The sequence below is a fragment of the Gordonia sp. PvP123 genome, assembly GCF_040547295.1.
Taxonomy (GTDB): Bacteria; Actinomycetota; Actinomycetes; order Mycobacteriales; family Mycobacteriaceae; genus Gordonia; species Gordonia terrae.
This window is the reverse complement of record NZ_JBEPPN010000001.1, coordinates 202,420-220,009: the sequence shown is the minus strand read 5'-3', so window position 1 is coordinate 220,009 and position 17,590 is coordinate 202,420. Positions and strand designations below refer to the sequence as shown.

At 69.0% G+C, this 17,590-nt stretch carries 16 protein-coding genes; 13 read left to right on the top strand and 3 right to left on the bottom strand.

Features of this window, described 5'->3' with window-relative positions:
- Positions 1-15 precede the first annotated feature (15 nt).
- The 13 genes from ABIC25_RS00965 to ABIC25_RS00905 all read left to right on the top strand — a co-directional run bounded on the left by ABIC25_RS00965 (position 16) and on the right by ABIC25_RS00905 (position 16,135).
- Positions 16-1,341 (top strand): dihydroorotase, encoded by a 1,326-nt coding sequence (locus ABIC25_RS00965; RefSeq protein ID WP_354559565.1) that lies wholly within the window; start codon positions 16-18, stop codon positions 1,339-1,341.
- Positions 1,338-2,012 carry a PH-like domain-containing protein gene (locus tag ABIC25_RS00960; protein WP_248645369.1) on the top strand — a complete coding sequence of 225 codons (675 nt, stop codon included), beginning with the start codon at positions 1,338-1,340 and terminating at the stop codon, positions 2,010-2,012. The genes ABIC25_RS00965 and ABIC25_RS00960 overlap by 4 nt, the downstream gene beginning before the upstream one ends.
- Positions 2,009-3,196 (top strand): glutamine-hydrolyzing carbamoyl-phosphate synthase small subunit, encoded by a 1,188-nt coding sequence (gene carA / locus ABIC25_RS00955; protein ID WP_354559563.1) that lies wholly within the window; start codon positions 2,009-2,011, stop codon positions 3,194-3,196. The genes ABIC25_RS00960 and carA overlap by 4 nt, the downstream gene beginning before the upstream one ends.
- Positions 3,196-6,531: a carbamoyl-phosphate synthase large subunit gene (gene carB, locus ABIC25_RS00950; RefSeq protein WP_239398579.1), complete on the top strand. Its 3,336-nt coding sequence runs from the start codon at positions 3,196-3,198 to the stop codon at positions 6,529-6,531. The genes carA and carB overlap by 1 nt, the downstream gene beginning before the upstream one ends.
- Positions 6,528-7,358, top strand: coding sequence for an orotidine-5'-phosphate decarboxylase (gene pyrF / locus ABIC25_RS00945; RefSeq protein ID WP_239398581.1), 831 nt, complete (start codon positions 6,528-6,530; stop codon positions 7,356-7,358). Before carB ends, pyrF begins: the two co-directional genes overlap by 4 nt.
- Positions 7,359-7,864: 506 nt before the next feature.
- Positions 7,865-8,179 carry an integration host factor, actinobacterial type gene (gene mihF, locus ABIC25_RS00940; RefSeq protein ID WP_004021989.1) on the top strand — a complete coding sequence of 105 codons (315 nt, stop codon included), beginning with the start codon at positions 7,865-7,867 and terminating at the stop codon, positions 8,177-8,179.
- 40 nt (positions 8,180-8,219) lie between these two features.
- On the top strand, positions 8,220-8,849 hold the full coding sequence (gene gmk / locus ABIC25_RS00935; protein WP_180819267.1) for a guanylate kinase: 630 nt from the start codon (positions 8,220-8,222) through the stop codon (positions 8,847-8,849).
- Positions 8,850-8,890: 41 nt separating this feature from the next.
- Positions 8,891-9,190: a DNA-directed RNA polymerase subunit omega gene (gene rpoZ, locus ABIC25_RS00930; RefSeq protein WP_004021987.1), complete on the top strand. Its 300-nt coding sequence runs from the start codon at positions 8,891-8,893 to the stop codon at positions 9,188-9,190.
- A 13-nt stretch (positions 9,191-9,203) separates the two neighbouring features.
- Positions 9,204-10,475: a bifunctional phosphopantothenoylcysteine decarboxylase/phosphopantothenate--cysteine ligase CoaBC gene (coaBC, locus tag ABIC25_RS00925; RefSeq protein ID WP_354559560.1), complete on the top strand. Its 1,272-nt coding sequence runs from the start codon at positions 9,204-9,206 to the stop codon at positions 10,473-10,475.
- 89 nt (positions 10,476-10,564) lie between these two features.
- On the top strand, positions 10,565-11,773 hold the full coding sequence (gene metK, locus ABIC25_RS00920; protein ID WP_004021985.1) for a methionine adenosyltransferase: 1,209 nt from the start codon (positions 10,565-10,567) through the stop codon (positions 11,771-11,773).
- 64 nt (positions 11,774-11,837) lie between these two features.
- Entirely contained in the window at positions 11,838-13,802 is a 1,965-nt protein-coding gene (locus tag ABIC25_RS00915; protein WP_004021984.1) for a primosomal protein N', read from the top strand.
- The gene (gene fmt, locus ABIC25_RS00910; RefSeq protein WP_354559559.1) at positions 13,803-14,765 is read left to right on the top strand and encodes a methionyl-tRNA formyltransferase; all 963 of its coding nucleotides are present in this window, start codon (positions 13,803-13,805) and stop codon (positions 14,763-14,765) included. It abuts the gene before it with no gap.
- Positions 14,762-16,135, top strand: a complete 1,374-nt coding sequence (locus ABIC25_RS00905) for an RsmB/NOP family class I SAM-dependent RNA methyltransferase (protein WP_354559557.1) — start codon at positions 14,762-14,764, stop codon at positions 16,133-16,135. Before fmt ends, ABIC25_RS00905 begins: the two co-directional genes overlap by 4 nt.
- A gap of 147 nt (positions 16,136-16,282) precedes the next feature.
- On the opposite strand, the gene ABIC25_RS00900 is transcribed toward ABIC25_RS00905, so the two are convergent.
- From ABIC25_RS00900 to ABIC25_RS00890, 3 genes are read right to left on the bottom strand one after another with little or no spacing between them, the layout of a single operon-like run.
- Positions 16,283-16,771: a dihydrofolate reductase family protein gene (locus tag ABIC25_RS00900; protein ID WP_354559555.1), complete on the bottom strand. Its 489-nt coding sequence runs from the start codon at positions 16,769-16,771 to the stop codon at positions 16,283-16,285.
- Positions 16,768-17,247, bottom strand: coding sequence for an SRPBCC domain-containing protein (locus tag ABIC25_RS00895; protein WP_354559553.1), 480 nt, complete (start codon positions 17,245-17,247; stop codon positions 16,768-16,770). Before ABIC25_RS00895 ends, ABIC25_RS00900 begins: the two co-directional genes overlap by 4 nt.
- Positions 17,244-17,579, bottom strand: coding sequence for an ArsR/SmtB family transcription factor (locus tag ABIC25_RS00890; protein ID WP_064570765.1), 336 nt, complete (start codon positions 17,577-17,579; stop codon positions 17,244-17,246). The genes ABIC25_RS00895 and ABIC25_RS00890 overlap by 4 nt, the downstream gene beginning before the upstream one ends.
- Between the last annotated feature and the right edge of the window lie 11 nt (positions 17,580-17,590).

Below are 17,590 nucleotides of genomic sequence, written 5' to 3'. Positions count from 1 at the left end.
TGCAGGAGTTGGACAGTGAGCGCCACAACCGGATCCGTACCGCCGACCGGGTCCGTTCTCATCAGAGCCGTCCGCCCGTACGGCGAGGGAGACCCGATCGACGTCCTCGTCGTCGACGGTGTCATCAGCGAGCTGGGCTCGGCGGTCACCGCACCCGAGGGGGCCGAGGTGATCGACGGCAAGGGCGGAGTGCTCCTGCCCGGCTTCGTCGACCTGCACACCCACCTGCGTGAGCCGGGCCGCGAGGACACCGAGACGATCCGCTCGGGTTCGGCAGCCGCGGCGCTCGGCGGCTACACCGCCGTCTTCGCGATGGCCAACACCAGCCCGGTGGCCGACAACTCGACCGTCACCGACAACGTGTGGCGGTCGGGGCGCGAGGTCGGGCTCGTCGACGTCTACCCGGTCGGCGCGGTGACCGTCGGTCTCGGCGGCAAGCAGCTCGCCGAGATGGGCATGATGGCGGCCGGCGCCGCGGGCGTGCGGATGTTCAGCGACGACGGCAAGTGCGTCGACGATCCGCTGCTGATGCGTCGTGCTCTGGAATACGCCACCGGGCTCGGGGTCCTCATCGCCCAGCACGCCGAAGAACCGCGGCTGACCGTCGGTGCGGTCGCCAACGAAGGGCCGACGGCCTCGCGTCTCGGCCTGGCGGGCTGGCCGCGCGCCGCCGAGGAGTCCATCGTCATCCGCGACGCCCTTCTCGCGCGCGATGCCGGGGCGCGTATCCACATCTGCCACGCCTCCACGGAGGGCACCGTCGAACTGTTGCGGTGGGCGAAGGAACAGGGGATCGCGATCACCGCCGAGGTGACACCGCACCACCTGCTCCTCGACGACTCGGTCCTGCACACCTACGACCCGGTGAACAAGGTGAATCCGCCGTTGCGCGAGGTCCGCGACAAGCAGGCGTTGCGGCAGGCGCTCGCCGAGGGGATCGTCGACTGTGTGGCCACCGACCACGCCCCGCACGCCGCGCAGGAGAAATGCTGCGAGTTCGCCCAGGCCAAGCCCGGGATGCTCGGCCTGCAGACGGCGCTGCCGATCATCGTGGAGATCCTGGTGAAGCCCGGCCTGCTGGACTGGCGCGGCGTCGCGCGGGTCATGAGTGAGCGACCGGCGCAGATCGTCGAGCTCACCGATCAGGGCCGGCCGATCGAGGTGGGTGAACCCGCGAACCTCGCCGTTGTCGATCCGGACACGTCCTGGGTGGTCCATGGTCCCGACCTGGCGAGCCTGTCGGACAACACCCCGTTCGAAGCGATGACCATGCCCGCCACGATCACCGCGACCGTGCTGCGCGGCGTGGTGACCGCTCGCGACGGGCAGGTGACCCGATGACCCCGGCGCCGGGAGCGAAGCGAGCGGGCCGAACCAGACCCGCGAGGACAAGGCGCGGACTGATCCCGGGGATTCTCGCGGTCCTGGTCGTCGCCTCGGTGATCGCCTCGCTGCTCGGATACGGCAAGATCGTCTTCAACGCCTGGTTCATCGGCGTCGTCGCACTGCTCGCCATCGGGATCCTCTCAGTGTTCTACCTGCTGGTGACGGGGAACCGGAAGAAGACCGCGGCGCAGGCCGACCTCATCGGCGCACTCCCGACGATCCCCGCCGACCCGGGCACAGTGCTCCGAGGCCCGGACACCGGCCTCTACCTCGGCAGCACCGTCGCGCCGAGCTGGCAGAACCGGGTGACAGTCGGTGACATCGGTGATCGTGCGTCGTCGGTGCTGACCGAATTCGAGACAGGCATCCTCATCGCGCGCCAGGGTGCGAGTGACATCTGGATTCCGCGCGAGTCGGTCACCGCGGTCCGGACGGAGCGCGGCATCGCGGGCAAGGTGATGACCGCCGACGGCGTCCTCGCCATCCGCTGGGTCCTGCCCAGCGGAACCGAGATCGACTCCGGGGTGCGCGCCGACGACAAATCGATCTACCCCGGCTGGGTGAACGCCTTCGCCGGGACGCATGACAGTGGACACGGTCCACAGGGACAAGGGGCACAGGAATGAACACAGCGGTCTTGGTGCTGGAGAACGGTCAGGTGTTCACCGGCCGGAGCTACGGCGCAGTCGGCGAGACCCTTGGCGAGGCGGTGTTCTGCACCGCGATGACCGGCTATCAGGAGACCCTGACCGATCCGAGCTACCACCGGCAGATCGTGGTGGCCACCGCGCCGCAGATCGGCAACACCGGTTGGAACACCGAGGACGGCGAGAGCACCGGTAGCGCCGGGAGCACCGGCGTCGACGGTGACTCGGGCAAGATCTGGGTCGCCGGTTATGCCGTGCGCAACCCCACCCGACGCGTCTCCAACTGGCGTGCGACGACCTCCCTGGAGGAGGAGCTGGACCGCCAGGGCGTCGTCGGCATCGGCGGCATCGACACCCGCACCGTCGTCCGCATCCTCCGCGACCACGGCTCGATGAAGGCCGGCATCTTCTCCGGTCCGGCCCTGGCCGACACCGACGAACTCGTCGCCCGGGTCCGCAATCAGCCGGACATGAAGGGCGCCCGGCTGGCCGACGAGGTCACCACCAGCGACGGCTACGTCGTCGAACCCCTCGATCAGCACCGTTTCACGGTGGCCGCCATCGATCTGGGGATCAAGACGAACACGCCGCGGATGTTCGCCGAACGGGGAGTGCGCACCCACGTGCTGCCCGCGACGGTCGCGCTCGACGCGATCGCCGACCTCGAGCCCGACGGCGTCTTCCTCTCGAACGGTCCCGGCGACCCGGCCACCGCCGACGACATCGTCGAACTCACCCGCGGGGTTCTCGGCCGGGACATCCCGCTGTTCGGCATCTGCTTCGGCAACCAGATCCTGGGCCGCGCGCTCGGCCGTTCGACGTACAAGATGAAGTTCGGACACCGCGGCATCAACATCCCGGTCGTCGACCACACCACCGGCAAGGTCTCGATCACCTCGCAGAACCATGGCTTCGCACTCGAAGGCGAGGCGGGGGAGGAGTTCGACTCCGACTTCGGCCGCGCCCGCGTCAGCCATGTCTGCGCCAACGACGGCACCGTGGAGGGCGTCGAACTGCTCTCCGGTCGCGCCTTCTCCGTGCAGTACCACCCGGAAGCGGCGGCCGGCCCCCACGATGCCGCGTATCTGTTCGACAAGTTCGTCACCCTGCTCGAGGGCGACCGTGAGTCCCGCAAGACCAAGAACCAAGGAGCGAGTGCCTGATGCCGCGCCGCGAAGACATCAACCACGTCCTCGTCATCGGGTCCGGGCCGATCGTCATCGGTCAGGCCTGCGAGTTCGACTACTCCGGGACCCAGGCGTGCCGTGTGCTCAAGGCCGAAGGCCTGCGCGTGTCCCTGGTGAACTCCAACCCGGCGACGATCATGACCGACCCGGAATTCGCCGACGCGACCTACATCGAGCCGATCACGGCCGAGTACGTGGAGAAGGTCATCGAGGCCGAACGCGACGCCGGACATCCCATCGACGCGGTGCTGGCCACCCTCGGCGGGCAGACAGCGCTGAACACCGCTGTCGCACTGCATGATCGGGGTTCGCTGGAGAAGTACGACATCGAACTGATCGGTGCCGACTTCGACGCGATCCAGCGTGGTGAGGACCGCCAGATGTTCAAGGACATCGTGGAGAAGGTCGGCGGTGAGAGCGCCCGGTCGCGGGTCTGCCACACCATGGACGAGGTGCGCGACACCGTCGCCGAACTCGGCTTCCCGGTGGTCGTCCGACCCTCGTTCACCATGGGCGGCCTCGGTTCCGGCATGGCCTACGACGACGCGGACCTCGACCGCATCGCCGGCGGCGGCCTGGCCGCGTCGCCGACGGCCAACGTCCTCATCGAGGAGTCGATCCTCGGGTGGAAGGAATACGAACTCGAGCTCATGCGCGACAACCGCGACAACGTCGTGGTCGTCTGCTCGATCGAGAATCTCGACCCGGTCGGCGTACACACCGGCGACTCGGTGACGGTCGCCCCGGCGATGACGCTGACCGATCGCGAGTACCAGATCATGCGTGACCTCTCCATCGACATCCTCCGCGAGGTCGGCGTCGACACAGGCGGTTGCAACATCCAGTTCGCGCAGGACCCGCGCGACGGCCGGCTCGTCGTCATCGAGATGAACCCGCGCGTGTCGCGGTCGTCGGCACTGGCGTCGAAGGCCACCGGCTTCCCGATCGCGAAGATCGCCGCCAAGCTGGCCATCGGCTACAGCCTCGACGAGATCGTCAACGACATCACCAAGGAGACCCCGGCCTGCTTCGAGCCGACGCTCGACTACGTGGTGGTGAAGGCTCCGCGGTTCGCGTTCGAGAAGTTCCCGGGCGCGGACGACACGCTCACCACCACCATGAAGTCGGTGGGTGAGGCGATGAGCCTCGGCCGCAGCTTCGCCGAGGCGCTCGGCAAGGTCATGCGCTCGCTCGAGACGAAGGCCGGTGGATTCTGGGCCGAGCCGAACCGCCCGGACCCGGCCACGGTCGACCTGCCCGCGCTGCTGGAGGACATCAGGACCCCGAAGGACGGTCGGCTGTACAAGCTGATGCTGGCCTTCGACGCGGGCGCGACGATCGAGGACCTCTACGAGGCCACCGCGATCGACCCGTGGTTCCTCGCCGAGATCGGGGGCATCGCCGCTCTGGGAGCAGAGCTGCGCGATGCCGACACCCTCGACGAGGCTTTGCTCCGCGAGGCGAAGTCGACCGGCTTCTCGGACCGTCAGATCGCCGCGCTGCGCACGGATTTCGCCGACGAGGCGGCCGTGCGCGCGCATCGGATCGAGCTGGGCGTGCGTCCGGTCTACAAGACCGTGGACACCTGCGCGGCCGAGTTCGAGGCGAAGACGCCGTACCACTACTCCAGCTACGAGCTCGATCCGGCGGCGACCAGCGAGATCGCACCGCAGACCGATCGGGAGAAGGTCCTGATCCTGGGGTCGGGCCCCAACCGCATCGGACAGGGCATCGAGTTCGACTACTCGTGTGTGCACGCCGCGCTCACGCTGTCGGAGGCCGGGTACGAGACCGTGATGGTCAACTGCAACCCGGAGACCGTGTCGACGGACTACGACACCGCCGATCGCCTGTACTTCGAGCCGCTGACCTTCGAAGACGTGCTCGAGGTGTACCACGCCGAGTCGCAGTCGGGGACGGTCGCCGGAGTCATCGTGCAGCTCGGCGGACAGACCCCGCTCGGACTGGCGCATCGGCTCGAGGAGGCCGGCGTACCGATCGTCGGCACCAGTCCGGCCGCCATCGACCTGGCCGAGGACCGCGGTGAGTTCGGCAAGGTCCTCACCGCTGCCGGGCTACCGGCACCGGCGTTCGGCACCGCGACGAGCTTCGCCGAGGCGCGCGACACGGCCGCCCGGATCGGTTATCCGGTGCTCGTCCGGCCGTCGTACGTTCTCGGTGGACGCGGCATGGAGATCGTCTACGACGAGAAGTCCCTGGAGGACTACATCTCTCGGGCGACCGAGCTGACCCCGGATCACCCGGTGCTGGTCGACCGGTTCCTCGAGGATGCGGTGGAGATCGACGTCGACGCCCTGTGCGACGGTGACGAGGTCTACATCGGCGGCGTGATGGAGCACATCGAGGAGGCCGGTATCCACTCCGGTGACTCCGCCTGTGCGTTGCCGCCGGTGACTCTCGGGCGCGCCGATCTGGAGATGGTGCGTTCCTCGACCGAGGCGCTCGCCAAGGGCATCGGCGTGAAGGGGCTGCTCAACGTCCAGTACGCGCTGAAGGACGACATCCTCTACGTGCTCGAGGCGAATCCGCGTGCGAGCCGGACGGTTCCGTTCGTCTCCAAGGCGACCGCGGTGCCGCTGGCCAAGGCATGTGCCCGGGTCATGCTCGGCGCGTCGATCGCCGACCTGCGCGAGCAGGGCATCCTGCCGGCCACCGGCGACGGGGGCGAGGCCCCGGCCACCGCACCCATCTCGGTGAAAGAAGCGGTCCTGCCGTTCAACCGGTTCCGGCGACACGACGGAAGCGGCGTCGACAACCTGCTCAGCCCCGAGATGAAGTCGACCGGTGAGGTCATGGGCATCGACGCCGACTTCGGGCGCGCCTTCGCCAAGTCGCAGACCGCCGCCTACGGGTCTCTGCCCACCAGCGGCAAGATCTTCGTGTCGGTGGCCAACAAGGACAAGCGGGCGCTGATCTTCCCGGTCAAGCACCTCGCCGACCTCGGATTCGAGATCCTGGCCACCGAGGGCACCGCGGACGTGTTGCGGCGCAACGGGATCAAGTGTGAGACGGTGCGCAAGCACTTCGAGGCCGCCGAGGGGCAGCGCACGATCGTCGACATCATCCGGGGCGGCGAGGTGACGATGGTCATCAACACCCCGTACGGCAACTCCGGTCCGCGCGTCGACGGCTACGAGATCCGCAGCGCGGCGGTGTCGGTCAACATCCCGTGTATCACCACCGTGCAGGGGGCCTCCGCCGCCGTGCAGGGCATCGAGGCCGCGATGACCGGAGACATCGGGGTGCGGTCACTGCAGAATCGGCACGCCGACCTGGCCGGCCGGTCGTGATCGACGCGTCCGGGTTCGGAGACCGCTACGCACGTGTGGTCGCCGAGCGCGGGCGTCTGTGTGCGGGGATCGATCCGCACGGGGCGCTGCTCGAGGAGTGGGGGCTGCCGGTCACCGTCGACGGCCTGTCCCGCTTCGCCGACATCTGCGTCGATTCGCTCGGGCCGGTGGCCGCGGTGATCAAACCTCAGGTCGCGTTCTTCGAGCCGTTCGGCGCGGCCGGTTTCGCGGTGCTCGAGCGGGTCATCGCGGGTTGCCGGGATGCGGGTGCGCTGGTGATCGCCGACGCCAAACGCGGTGACATCGGATCGACGATGGCGGCCTACGCGCAGGCGTGGTTGTCGGAGTCGTCGCCGCTGTGCGCCGACTCGGTGACCGCGTCGCCGTACCTCGGCTACGAGTCCCTCCGCCCCGCGCTCGACCTCGCTCGCGAGGGCTCCCGGGGAGTGTTCGTGTTGGCGCGGACCTCCAACCCCGAGGGCGGCGACATCCAGCGGGCGCGAGCGGGGGAGCAGACGGTCGCTCAGTCGATCGTCGATGCCGCCGCCGCCGAGAACACTGACGGCACCGCGACGGTCGGTCTGGTCGTCGGAGCCACCCGCGAGCACGGCCTGGATCTGGCGGATCTACGCGGCCCGATCCTGGCGCCCGGTCTGGGCGCCCAGGGTGCCACGGCCGCCGATCTGCCCGTGGTGTTCGACGGCGCCGATCCGGCCTGGGTGCTGCCTGCCAGTTCTCGCGGGGTTCTTCGCGCCGGGCCGGACCCGACCTCGTTGCGCGACGCGTTCGTCAGGACTCGCGACGAGGTCGAGGCCGCGCTGGGCTGAGACACCGGTGGCGGGCCTGCCCGTCACCCGCACGTCCGCCGGCCCCCCGGACGGCGCGACACGCGCGACCCCCCACCTCAATCGCAGAAATTCAGGTCACACCACTCGTGTCACACGCGTATCAGCGCGTCCGGGGTCCGGACGCGGGTCTTTCGCGTTGCTAGCGAACCGCTGGCTGCGCGATGCCGCGCTGACCTGCGGTGATGATGCAAAACACGTAGTCAGGGCGATGGCGCGAACAGTGAATCGGCGCTGTGCCCGCGTGAACGCACCGAGAGCCCTACAACATGAGAAAAGACCGCGAAAACGGGGGGTCGCACTCGCAAATGCCTGCTCACGTCGGTACGGTCGCAGTCGCCGCCAACATTTGATGGCGTCGGCCGGGTGCACACCCGGCTGACAGGCCGGCGATGGCGATCCAGCCGCGGTCGCACGGCAACAGCGCCTCGGACGCCTTCTGGGCGAACGATGCAGTCCCACTCGAGAACGAAAGACGGAGGAACCCCGTGGCCCTTCCCCAGTTGACCGATGAGCAGCGCGCCGCTGCGTTGGAGAAGGCAGCTGCCGCTCGTCGTGTCCGCGCGGAGCTCAAGGAGCGCCTCAAGCGCGGTGGCACCGATCTCCAGCAGGTGCTCAAGGATGCCGAGAACGACGAGATCCTGGGCAAGATGAAGGTCTCGGCCCTGCTCGAGGCCCTGCCCAAGGTCGGCAAGGTCAAGGCGCAGGAGATCATGACCGAGCTCGAGATCGCCCCGACCCGCCGCCTGCGCGGTCTCGGCGACCGTCAGCGCAAGGCTCTGCTCGAGAAGTTCAGCTCCTGAGCGTGAGCAAGCGAACCGAATACGGCAGCGGGACGAACCCGTGGTCCGGACGGTGAACAACCGCCCGGACCGCGAGGGAACCGGACGCACGAGGGGTCGACTGATCGTTTTGGTCGGCCCCTCGGCCGTCGGCAAGTCCACCGTGGTCGCCAAGGTCTGCGCCGCGATGCCCGATGTCTACTTCAGCGTGTCGGCGACGACCCGCGATCCGCGGCCCGGCGAGGTCGACGGCCGCGACTACCACTTCGTCTCCGCCGCCGACTTCGACAAGATGATCGCCGCCGACGAGCTCCTGGAGTGGGCCGAGATCCACGGCGGCCTGCAGCGTTCGGGCACCCCGATCGCCCCGGTCCTGGCCGCACTGGAGGCCGGCAAGCCGGTTCTGGTCGAGGTCGACCTGGTCGGCGCACGCAATGTCGTCGCCCGACTCCCCGAGGCGGTCACCGTGTTCCTCGCACCGCCGAGCTGGGACGAACTCGTGTCCCGACTGACCGGCCGGGCCACCGAGACGCCCGAGGCCATCGAGCGCCGACTGGCCACCGCACGCACCGAGATGGCCGCTCAGGACGAGTTCGACCACGTCATCGTGAACAGCGAAGTCGACCGAGCAGCCGATCAGTTGGTATCCTTGCTGGTCGGACCTGAACAGCCGGCCGCATCCGCGACCTGACCGGCCCTTTCCGACACCCAGACCTCGACGCAGGAGTTCGTGTGAGCACCCCGACCAATTTCGACATCACCGAGATCGCCGACGCACCGGCCTACGACACGCCGTTGGGCATCACGAATCCGCCGATCGACGACCTGCTCGATCGCGCGTCGTCGAAGTACGCGCTCGTGATCTACGCGGCCAAGCGTGCACGCCAGATCAACGACTACTACAACCAGCTCGGCGACGGCATCCTCGAATACGTCGGCCCGCTGGTCGAGCCCGGCCTCCAGGAGAAGCCGCTCTCGATCGCCATGCGCGAGATCCACTCCGACCTGCTCGAGCACACCGAGGGCGAATAGTCCCGGCCCCCTGATGACGACAGCGACCGGAACCCGGCGTCGCGTCCTGATCGGCGTCGGCGGCGGGATCGCGGCCTACAAGGTCTGTTCGGTGATCCGGCACTTCACCGAGGCCGGCAACGACGTCCGTGTCGTGCCGACGCCGGCAGCACTCGAGTTCGTCGGCAAGGCGACCTTCGAGGCGCTGAGCGGTAATCCCGTCTCCACGACCGTGTTCGACGACGTCGACGAGGTCGCCCACGTCCGCCTCGGGCAGGGTGCCGACCTGGTCGTCATCGCCCCGGCCACCGCCGACCTCATGGCCCGCGCCGCCCAGGGACGCGCCGACGATCTGCTGACCGCGTCGCTGCTGACCGTCCGCTGTCCGGTGCTGTTCGTCCCGGCCATGCACACCGAGATGTGGGAGCACCCCGCCACGCAGGCCAATGTGGCGACGCTCCGGTCCCACGGCTCGGTCGTGATGACCCCGGCGTCGGGGCGCCTGACGGGTACCGACTCCGGCCGCGGCCGCCTCCCGGACCCGCAGGAGATCGCACTGATCGGTGAACTGCTCCTCGCCCGGTCCGATGCACTCCCATACGACCTCGCCGGGGTCCGGGTGCTCATCAGTGCCGGCGGCACCCGAGAACCACTCGACCCGGTCCGCTACCTCGGCAATCACAGCTCCGGCAAGCAGGGCTTCGCGCTTGCCCGCGCCGCTGCGCAACGCGGTGCGAGCGTCACCGTCGTCGCCGGGTCCACCGCCGACCCGGGTGACCCGGCCGGTGTGTCGATCGTGCGGATCTCGACCGCCGAACAACTCGCCGACGAGATGACCAAGCGCGCGGCCGACGCCGACGTCGTCATCATGGCCGCCGCGGTCGCGGACTTCCGCCCGATCGCCGTCGCCGACGCCAAGATCAAGAAGGGCGACACGGGCCCGGCGCCCATCGAACTCACCACCAACCCCGACATCCTGCGCGGGCTGGTCACCGCCCGCGACGAGGGCCGGATCCCCCGCGAGACGGTGATCGTCGGCTTCGCCGCCGAGACCGGCGACGAGACGGGCGGAGTCCTCGACCACGGTCGCGCAAAACTCGCTCGCAAGGGCTGTGACCTGCTCGTCGTCAACGCCGTCGGCGACGGCAAGGCCTTCGGGACCGCGGACAACACCGGTTGGTTGCTCGCCGCCACCGGCGACGAGACCGCATTGCCCTTCGGGTCGAAAACACTCATGTCGAGCCGGATACTTGACGAAGTGCGCCAACTGGTGCCTGATGGTCGAGGAGCTCGACCGACCGATTAGGTTGGATGTATTCACCCGGCCAGTCGGACCTGGCCGACACTGCCAGCGGCGCGTCGACCACCGACGCGCGTAGATCTCGAGAGGATCTGATGACCACCTCGTCACGCCTGTTCACGAGCGAATCCGTCACCGAGGGACACCCCGACAAGATCTGTGACGCGATCAGCGACTCGATTCTCGACGCCATCCTCACCGACGATCCGAAGGCGCGTGTCGCGGTCGAGACCCTCGTGACCACCGGGCAGGTGCACGTCGCCGGCGAGGTCACCACCACCGCCTACGCCGACATCCCCAAGATCGTGCGCGACAAGGTCCTCGAGATCGGCTACGACTCCTCGACGAAGGGATTCGACGGTGCGTCATGCGGCGTGAACGTCGCCATCGGTGCGCAGTCCCCGGACATCGCCGGCGGCGTCTTCAACTCGCACGAGAGCCGCAGCGGCATCTCGGAGGACGAGATCGACAGCCAGGGCGCCGGCGACCAGGGCCTCATGTTCGGCTACGCCACCAACGAGACCCCCGAGCTCATGCCGGTGCCGATCGCGCTGGCCCACCGCCTGTCGCGCCGCCTCACCGAGGTGCGCAAGAACGGCACGCTGCCGTACCTGCGCCCGGACGGCAAGACACAGGTCACCATCGAGTACGACGGTGACACGCCGGTTCGTCTGGACACCGTGGTCCTGTCGACGCAGCACGCGGCCGACATCGACCTCGACAACCTCCTCACCCCGGACATCAAGAAGCAGGTCGTCGACGCGGTACTCGCCGAGATCGACCTGCCGACCCTCGACACCACCGACTACCGCCTCCTGGTCAACCCCACCGGCAAGTTCGTCCTCGGCGGTCCGATGGGTGACGCCGGGCTGACCGGTCGCAAGATCATCGTCGACACCTACGGCGGCATGGCCCGCCACGGGGGTGGCGCGTTCTCCGGCAAGGATCCCTCGAAGGTCGACCGCAGCGCCGCCTACGCGATGCGCTGGGTCGCCAAGAACGCCGTGGCGGCGGGGCTCGCCAACCGCATCGAGGTCCAGGTCGCCTATGCCATCGGCAAGGCCGCACCGGTCGGGTTGTTCGTCGAGACCTTCGGCACCGAGAAGGTCGATCCGGCCGTCATCGAGCGCGTCATCAAGGAGAACTTCGACCTGCGTCCGCTCGCGATCATCCGCGACCTGGACCTGTTGCGCCCGATCTACGCGCCGACCGCTGCCTACGGCCACTTCGGCCGCACCGACGTCGACCTGCCGTGGGAGCGGACCGACCGCGCGGAGAAGCTGCGGGCCGCCGCGGGTCTGTAGACCCTCTGCGGAAGTACTCTCACTGACACCCAAAGGAGCACGGGTCCCGGCCGCTGAGCTGCCGGTGGCCCGTGTTCTGCCTGTTCTGGGACTCGCGCATCTCGACCGGCCGTTCGACTACCTGATCGACGCCGACCAGGACGAGGCCGCGCAGCCCGGCGTGCGCGTCCGCGTGCGATTCTCCGGCCGGCTCGTCGACGGTTACCTTCTCGATCGCATCGAGAAGAGCGATCACCCCGGCAAGCTGGGATGGCTCGACCGTGTCGTGTCCGCGGAACCGGTGCTGACCCCGCAACTGGCGACGCTATGTCGCGCCGTGGCCGATCGGTATGCGGGGACCATGGGCGACGTCGTGCGTCTGGCGATCCCGCCGCGGCACGCGCGCACCGAGAAGGAGACGACTCCAGAACCGACTTCCGTCGTGGAGACGCCCGAGCTCGCCGACTGGCATCGGTATCCGCTCGCCGATTCCTACGTCGAGAATCTCGTCGACGGCCATCCGCGCGCCGTCTGGCAGGCCCTGCCGGGGGAGGACTGGCCACGTCGTCTCGCCGAGCTCGCCGCGGCGACGCTCGCGTCCGGGCGCGGGTGCATTCTCATCGTCCCCGATCAGCGGGATCTCGATCGCGTATGGGCGGAGTGTGAGCCGCTGATCGGCGATCGTGGTGTCGCGCTGTCGGCCGGTCTCGGACCCACCGCGCGCTATCGCAGGTGGCTGGCCGTGCGGCGGGGCGCCGCGCAACTGGTGATCGGCACCCGCAGCGCGGTGTTCGCGCCGGTCGCCGATCTCGGCCTCGTCGTGGTGTGGGATGACGGCGACGACAGCATGTCGGACCCGCGGGCGCCGTATCCGCACCCCCGCGAGGTTGCGGTGCTGCGCTCGCACCACGAGCGATGCGGCCTGCTGCTCGGCGGTTTCGCCCGGACCGCCGAGGCCCAGGCGCTGGTCGCGTCGGGCTGGGCGCACGATCTCGTCGCCGATCGCGCGACCGTCCGTGGCCGCAGCCCACGCGTCCAGGCCATCTCCGACGACGACCGCCAGATCGCACGCGACCCCATGGCGAGGTCGGCACGTATCCCCGAAGTCGCGTTCGACGCGGCACGCTCGGCGTTCGCGGCCGATCGTCCGGTGGTGTTCAGCGTCCCGCGGCGCGGGTATGTGCCGTCGCTGGCGTGCACGCGCTGCCGGGAACACGCGCGCTGCCGCGCCTGTCACGGTCCCCTCCAACTCGACGCCGACCAGCGGCTGAGCTGCCGATGGTGTGGGCGTCCCGAACGGTCCTTCCGCTGCCCGGAGTGCGGCAACACCTCGGTGCGGGCGACGGTGACCGGCGCCCGCCGGACGGCCGAGGAGCTGGGCCGCGCGTTCGCCGGTGTGCCCGTCCTGACCAGCGGGGGCGACACGATCCTCGACGAGATCGAACCCGGTGCGCGGCTCGTGGTCGCGACACCGGGCGCCGAACCGGTGGCTCCGGGCGGGTACGGCGCGGCGGTCGTCGTCGACACCTGGGCGCAGCTCGACCGTGCCGACCTGCGCGCCGAGGAGCACGCGGTCCGCCGCTGGATGGCACTCGCCGCGATGGTCACGCCGCACGGCGATGGCGGTCGGGTGGTGATCGTCGCCGACTCGTCACTGGCTCCCGTGCAAGCGCTGATCCGTTGGGACCCGGTGGGATTCGCGTCGATCCAGTTGCGGCAGCGGGTGGAACTCGGCTTTCCGCCGGCCGTCACGATGGCCTCGGTCGACGGACCGACCGGGGTGATCACGGACTTCGTCGAGCATCTCGAATTGCCCACTGACGCGGACGTTCTCGGACCCGTGCCCCTACCTCCAGGAGTGCGGCCCCCCGCCGGAAGCGCTGACTGGGAGGCCGCGGCAGATGACGAGATGGATCGAATTCTGGTGCGGTTGCCGCGCAAGGACGGACGGTTCCTCGCGGAGGCACTCGTCGCGGGCCAGGTCCGCCGGAACACGCATCGGCAGACCGGGCCGATCCGGGTGCAGATCGACCCGCCTACGATCGGATGAATGCGCATCGTTTTCGCCGGGACCCCCGAGGTCGCCGTGCCGTCGTTGCAGGCCCTCATCGACTCGCCGTCGCATGAGGTCGTCGGGGTCATCACCCGCCCCGATGCGGTGTCCGGCCGCGGCCGCAAGGTGATGCGGTCTCCCGTCGGCCTACTCGCCGACGAACACTCGCTCGAGGTGATCACCCCGCGTCGGCTGTCCGAGCCGGAGGTCGACGACGTGCTCCGGCGCTGGGCTCCCGACTGCGGCGCCGTCGTGGCCTACGGCGGGCTCGTACCACCCGGACTGCTCGACCTCCCGCGACACGGCTGGATCAATCTGCATTTCTCGGTGCTGCCCGCCTGGCGCGGTGCGGCTCCGGTCCAGGCCGCCATCGCGGCCGGCGACGAGGTGACGGGCGCCAGCACGTTCCGGCTCGAGAAGGGCCTCGACACCGGCCCGGTCTTCGGCGTGCTGACCGAGACCATCCGGCCCACCGACACCAGCGGCGACCTCCTGGCACGGCTGGCCGATGCCGGCTCGGGGTTGTTGCTGTCCACCCTCGACGGCCTGGAGGCCGGCGAACTCGCCCCCGAACCACAGCCCACGGCCGGCGTGAGCCACGCGCCCAAGATCGAGGTCGACGACGCCAAGGTCCGATGGGACCTGCCGGCGCACATCATCGATCGACTGATCCGCGCGTACACCCCCGCCCCCGGACCGTGGACGAGTCTCGACGACGCGCGGATCAAGGTGGGGTCGGTGTCGATCGTGTCGTCGACCGATGATCCCGGTCTGCCCGAGGCGGTGCGGGATGGTTCACTCGCGCCCGGTGCTCTCGCGGTCAGCAAGAAGGCGGTGTTCGTCGGAACGGGCTCGCAGCCGGTGACACTGGGCACCGTGCAACCGCCCGGAAAGAAGCCGATGCCCGCGCCCGACTGGGCCCGCGGCGCGCGTCTGACCGACGGGACGGTACTGGGATGAGCGGGAAGTTCCGGCAGAAGGATCTCGATCCCGCCCGCGTGGCGGCCCGCGACACCTTGCGCGCAGTGCGCGAACGCGACGCCTACGCCAACCTCGTTCTTCCGAAGATGCTGCGGGACAGAAGAATCGAAGGACGCGACGCTGCCTTCGCCACGGAACTGGCCTACGGTGCGGCGCGAGCACAGGGTTTGCTGGACGCGGTGATCTCGGCCGCCGCGAAACGGCCCATCGCCGACATCGACGGCACGGTTCTCGACGTCTTGCGCCTGGGTACCTATCAGCTGTTGCGGACGAGGGTCGGTGCGCACGCCGCGGTGTCCACGTCGGTCGATCTGGTGCGTTCCGAGAACGGAATGGGGCCGTCGGGTTTCGCGAATGCCGTGCTGCGCAAGGTATCGCAGAAGGACGAGGACATGTGGGTGGAGGAGCTCGCTCCGTCACCTGCCGACGACCTCGTCGGCTACCTCGCCTTCCAGTACGCGCATCCACGATGGATCGCGGAGGTGTTCCGCGATGCGCTGGGCGGTTCGGCGGGACAGCTGCAGGCTGCGCTGGCCGCCGATGACGAGCGACCGCCGGTGCATCTCGTGGCGCGTCCCGGTCTCATCACCGCCGAGGAACTCGCTCTCACCAGCGAGGGCGAGGTCGGCGACTTCTCCCCGTACTGCGTCTACCTGCCGGGCGGCGATCCCGGCGACGTCGCCGCGATTCGCGAGGGGTACGCGGGCGTGCAGGACGAGGGCAGTCAGCTGATCGCTCGTGCGGTGACCGTGGCGGAGGTCGCCGACGACGGCGGTCGATGGCTCGACATGTGCGCCGGCCCCGGCGGAAAGGCCGCACTCATCGGTTCGCTCGCCGAGATCGACGGTGCCCGACTCGATGCGGTCGAGGTATCCGAGCATCGTGCCGGCCTGATCCGCAAGGTCGTGTCCGACCTGCCGGTGACCATCCATGTCGCCGACGCCCGGTCCAGTGGGCTCGATGGTGGTTACGACCGGATCCTGCTCGACGCCCCGTGCTCGGGGCTGGGGTCGCTCCGCCGACGCCCCGAATCCCGGTGGCGCCGGACCGCTGCCGACGTCGACGAACTCGTCGTCCTCCAGCAGCAACTGCTCACCGAAGCCCTGCGGTTGGTCAAACCCGGTGGTGTGGTGGTCTATTCGACGTGTTCGCCACACCCGGCCGAGACGACCGCGGTGGTGGCCGACGTGGTGGCATCGGTCGACGGCGTGCGCCAACTCGATGCCCGCCCGCTCGTGACGGTGGGCAAACTCGGCCCGGACCTGTTGGGCGACGGCCCCCACGTACAGCTCTGGCCACATGTCCACGGCACCGACGCCATGTTCCTGGCGGCGTTGACGCGGGACTAGGTGCCCATCACGGAACGGGCCCCCGCGTAGTCCGCGACCGCGGCCGGACCCACCGGCTCGTACTCCAGGATCAACAGCCCCCCCGGCAGTGGCATCGTGCCGAATCAGCCGGAATCCGAGTCCGATCTCGTTGCGTCCGAACAGCGATCACCCGCAGCCGAGTGCGGTCGGAGCCACGACGAGACGGAGAACGTCCACGACGCCGGCCTCGAGCAGTGCGGCCGCCAGCATCGCGCTCCCGTGCACCTGCAGTTCTCGATCGGAGTCCGCGCGCAGGTCCCGGATCGCGTCGATGGGGTGGTCGGACAGCAGGGTAGCCGGTTGCCACTCCAGTTCCGTATCGGTGAGCGACGTGCTCACCACGTACCTCGGCAGCCCGTTCATCCGAGCGGTGAACGGGTCGTCGGGATCGGTGATCGCGGGCCAATCGCGGGCGAATGCCTCATAGGTGCGCCGCCCGAGAAGCAGTCCGTCGGCCAGATCGAGCCACTCCGACGCCTGGCGGATGAAGTACTCGTCCATGTGAGGTACCAGCCACCCGCCCGCGTGAAATCCGTTGGAGGTGTCTTCGTCGGCGGCGCCGGGACCCTGGGTGACCCCGTCGAGCGTGACGAACTCGGTGACGGTGATCTTCACTGCACGACTTCGTTTTCGACGATGGCCGCGAGCGCAGCGGTGACCGAACCCCAGCCGTCGTAGAACCCCAGCTCGTCGTGTCGGTCACGGTCGGACGGGCTGCGATGGCGCACCACGACGTTGTATTCGGTCCCGTCCTCGTGTTCGCCGAGGGTGATCTCCGCGGTCATGGGAACCGGCGATGGATCGGCGGGACGCCATGAGCTGTCGACGGCATTGGTGAACACCAGGCGCTCGTGGGCGTCCGCGACCAGGAAGACAGCGTCCATGTGTGGGACGAAAGTGGTTCCGTCCTCGCTCATCCGGGTCACGAGCGCGCCGCCGGGCTTGGCTTCGAGTCGGTCGACGCGGGTGACCGTCGGAGCCGGCGTCCACCACTTGGCGAACAGCTCCGGTCGGGTCCAGGCATCCCAGATCCGTTGTCGCGGAGCGCGGATCACCCGGTGCAGCGTGAGGTCGAGTTCGGGGTCGATCATGGTGTCTCCTCGGTGTCGGTGACGAAGTCTTCGAGACGGTCGGTGCGTTCGGTCCACACGGTGCGTTGGTGTTCGAGCCACGTGGACAGACGGCGCATACGGCGCCTGTCGAGCGTGCACATCCGCGTGCGTCCGACCTTCTTGGTCAAGACGAGCCCGCTGTCCTCCAGAACGCGGAGATGCTTCATGAACGACGGCAGGGTGATGGGGAAGGGGTCGGCGAGTTCGCCGACACTCGCCGGCCCATGACCCAGTCGTTCGACGACTGCGCGGCGCGTTGGATCCGACAGAGCGCCGAAGATGTCGTCCAGAGGTGCCGAACCATGTGCCATGTGGCTAAGTG

Bases quoted from the DNA above. Each gene is read 5' to 3' on its own strand.
- coaBC (WP_354559560.1), top strand. From the start codon at position 9,204: ATGACGACAGCGACCGGAACCCGGCGTCGCGTCCTGATCGGCGTCGGC.
- carB (WP_239398579.1), top strand. From the start codon at position 3,196: ATGCCGCGCCGCGAAGACATCAACCACGTCCTCGTCATCGGGTCCGGG.
- ABIC25_RS00890 (WP_064570765.1), bottom strand. From the start codon at position 17,579: ATGGCACATGGTTCGGCACCTCTGGACGACATCTTCGGCGCTCTGTCG.
- fmt (WP_354559559.1), top strand. From the start codon at position 13,803: ATGCGCATCGTTTTCGCCGGGACCCCCGAGGTCGCCGTGCCGTCGTTG.
- metK (WP_004021985.1), top strand. From the start codon at position 10,565: ATGACCACCTCGTCACGCCTGTTCACGAGCGAATCCGTCACCGAGGGA.
- ABIC25_RS00895 (WP_354559553.1), bottom strand. From the start codon at position 17,247: ATGATCGACCCCGAACTCGACCTCACGCTGCACCGGGTGATCCGCGCT.
- ABIC25_RS00905 (WP_354559557.1), top strand. From the start codon at position 14,762: ATGAGCGGGAAGTTCCGGCAGAAGGATCTCGATCCCGCCCGCGTGGCG.
- carA (WP_354559563.1), top strand. From the start codon at position 2,009: ATGAACACAGCGGTCTTGGTGCTGGAGAACGGTCAGGTGTTCACCGGC.
- ABIC25_RS00960 (WP_248645369.1), top strand. From the start codon at position 1,338: ATGACCCCGGCGCCGGGAGCGAAGCGAGCGGGCCGAACCAGACCCGCG.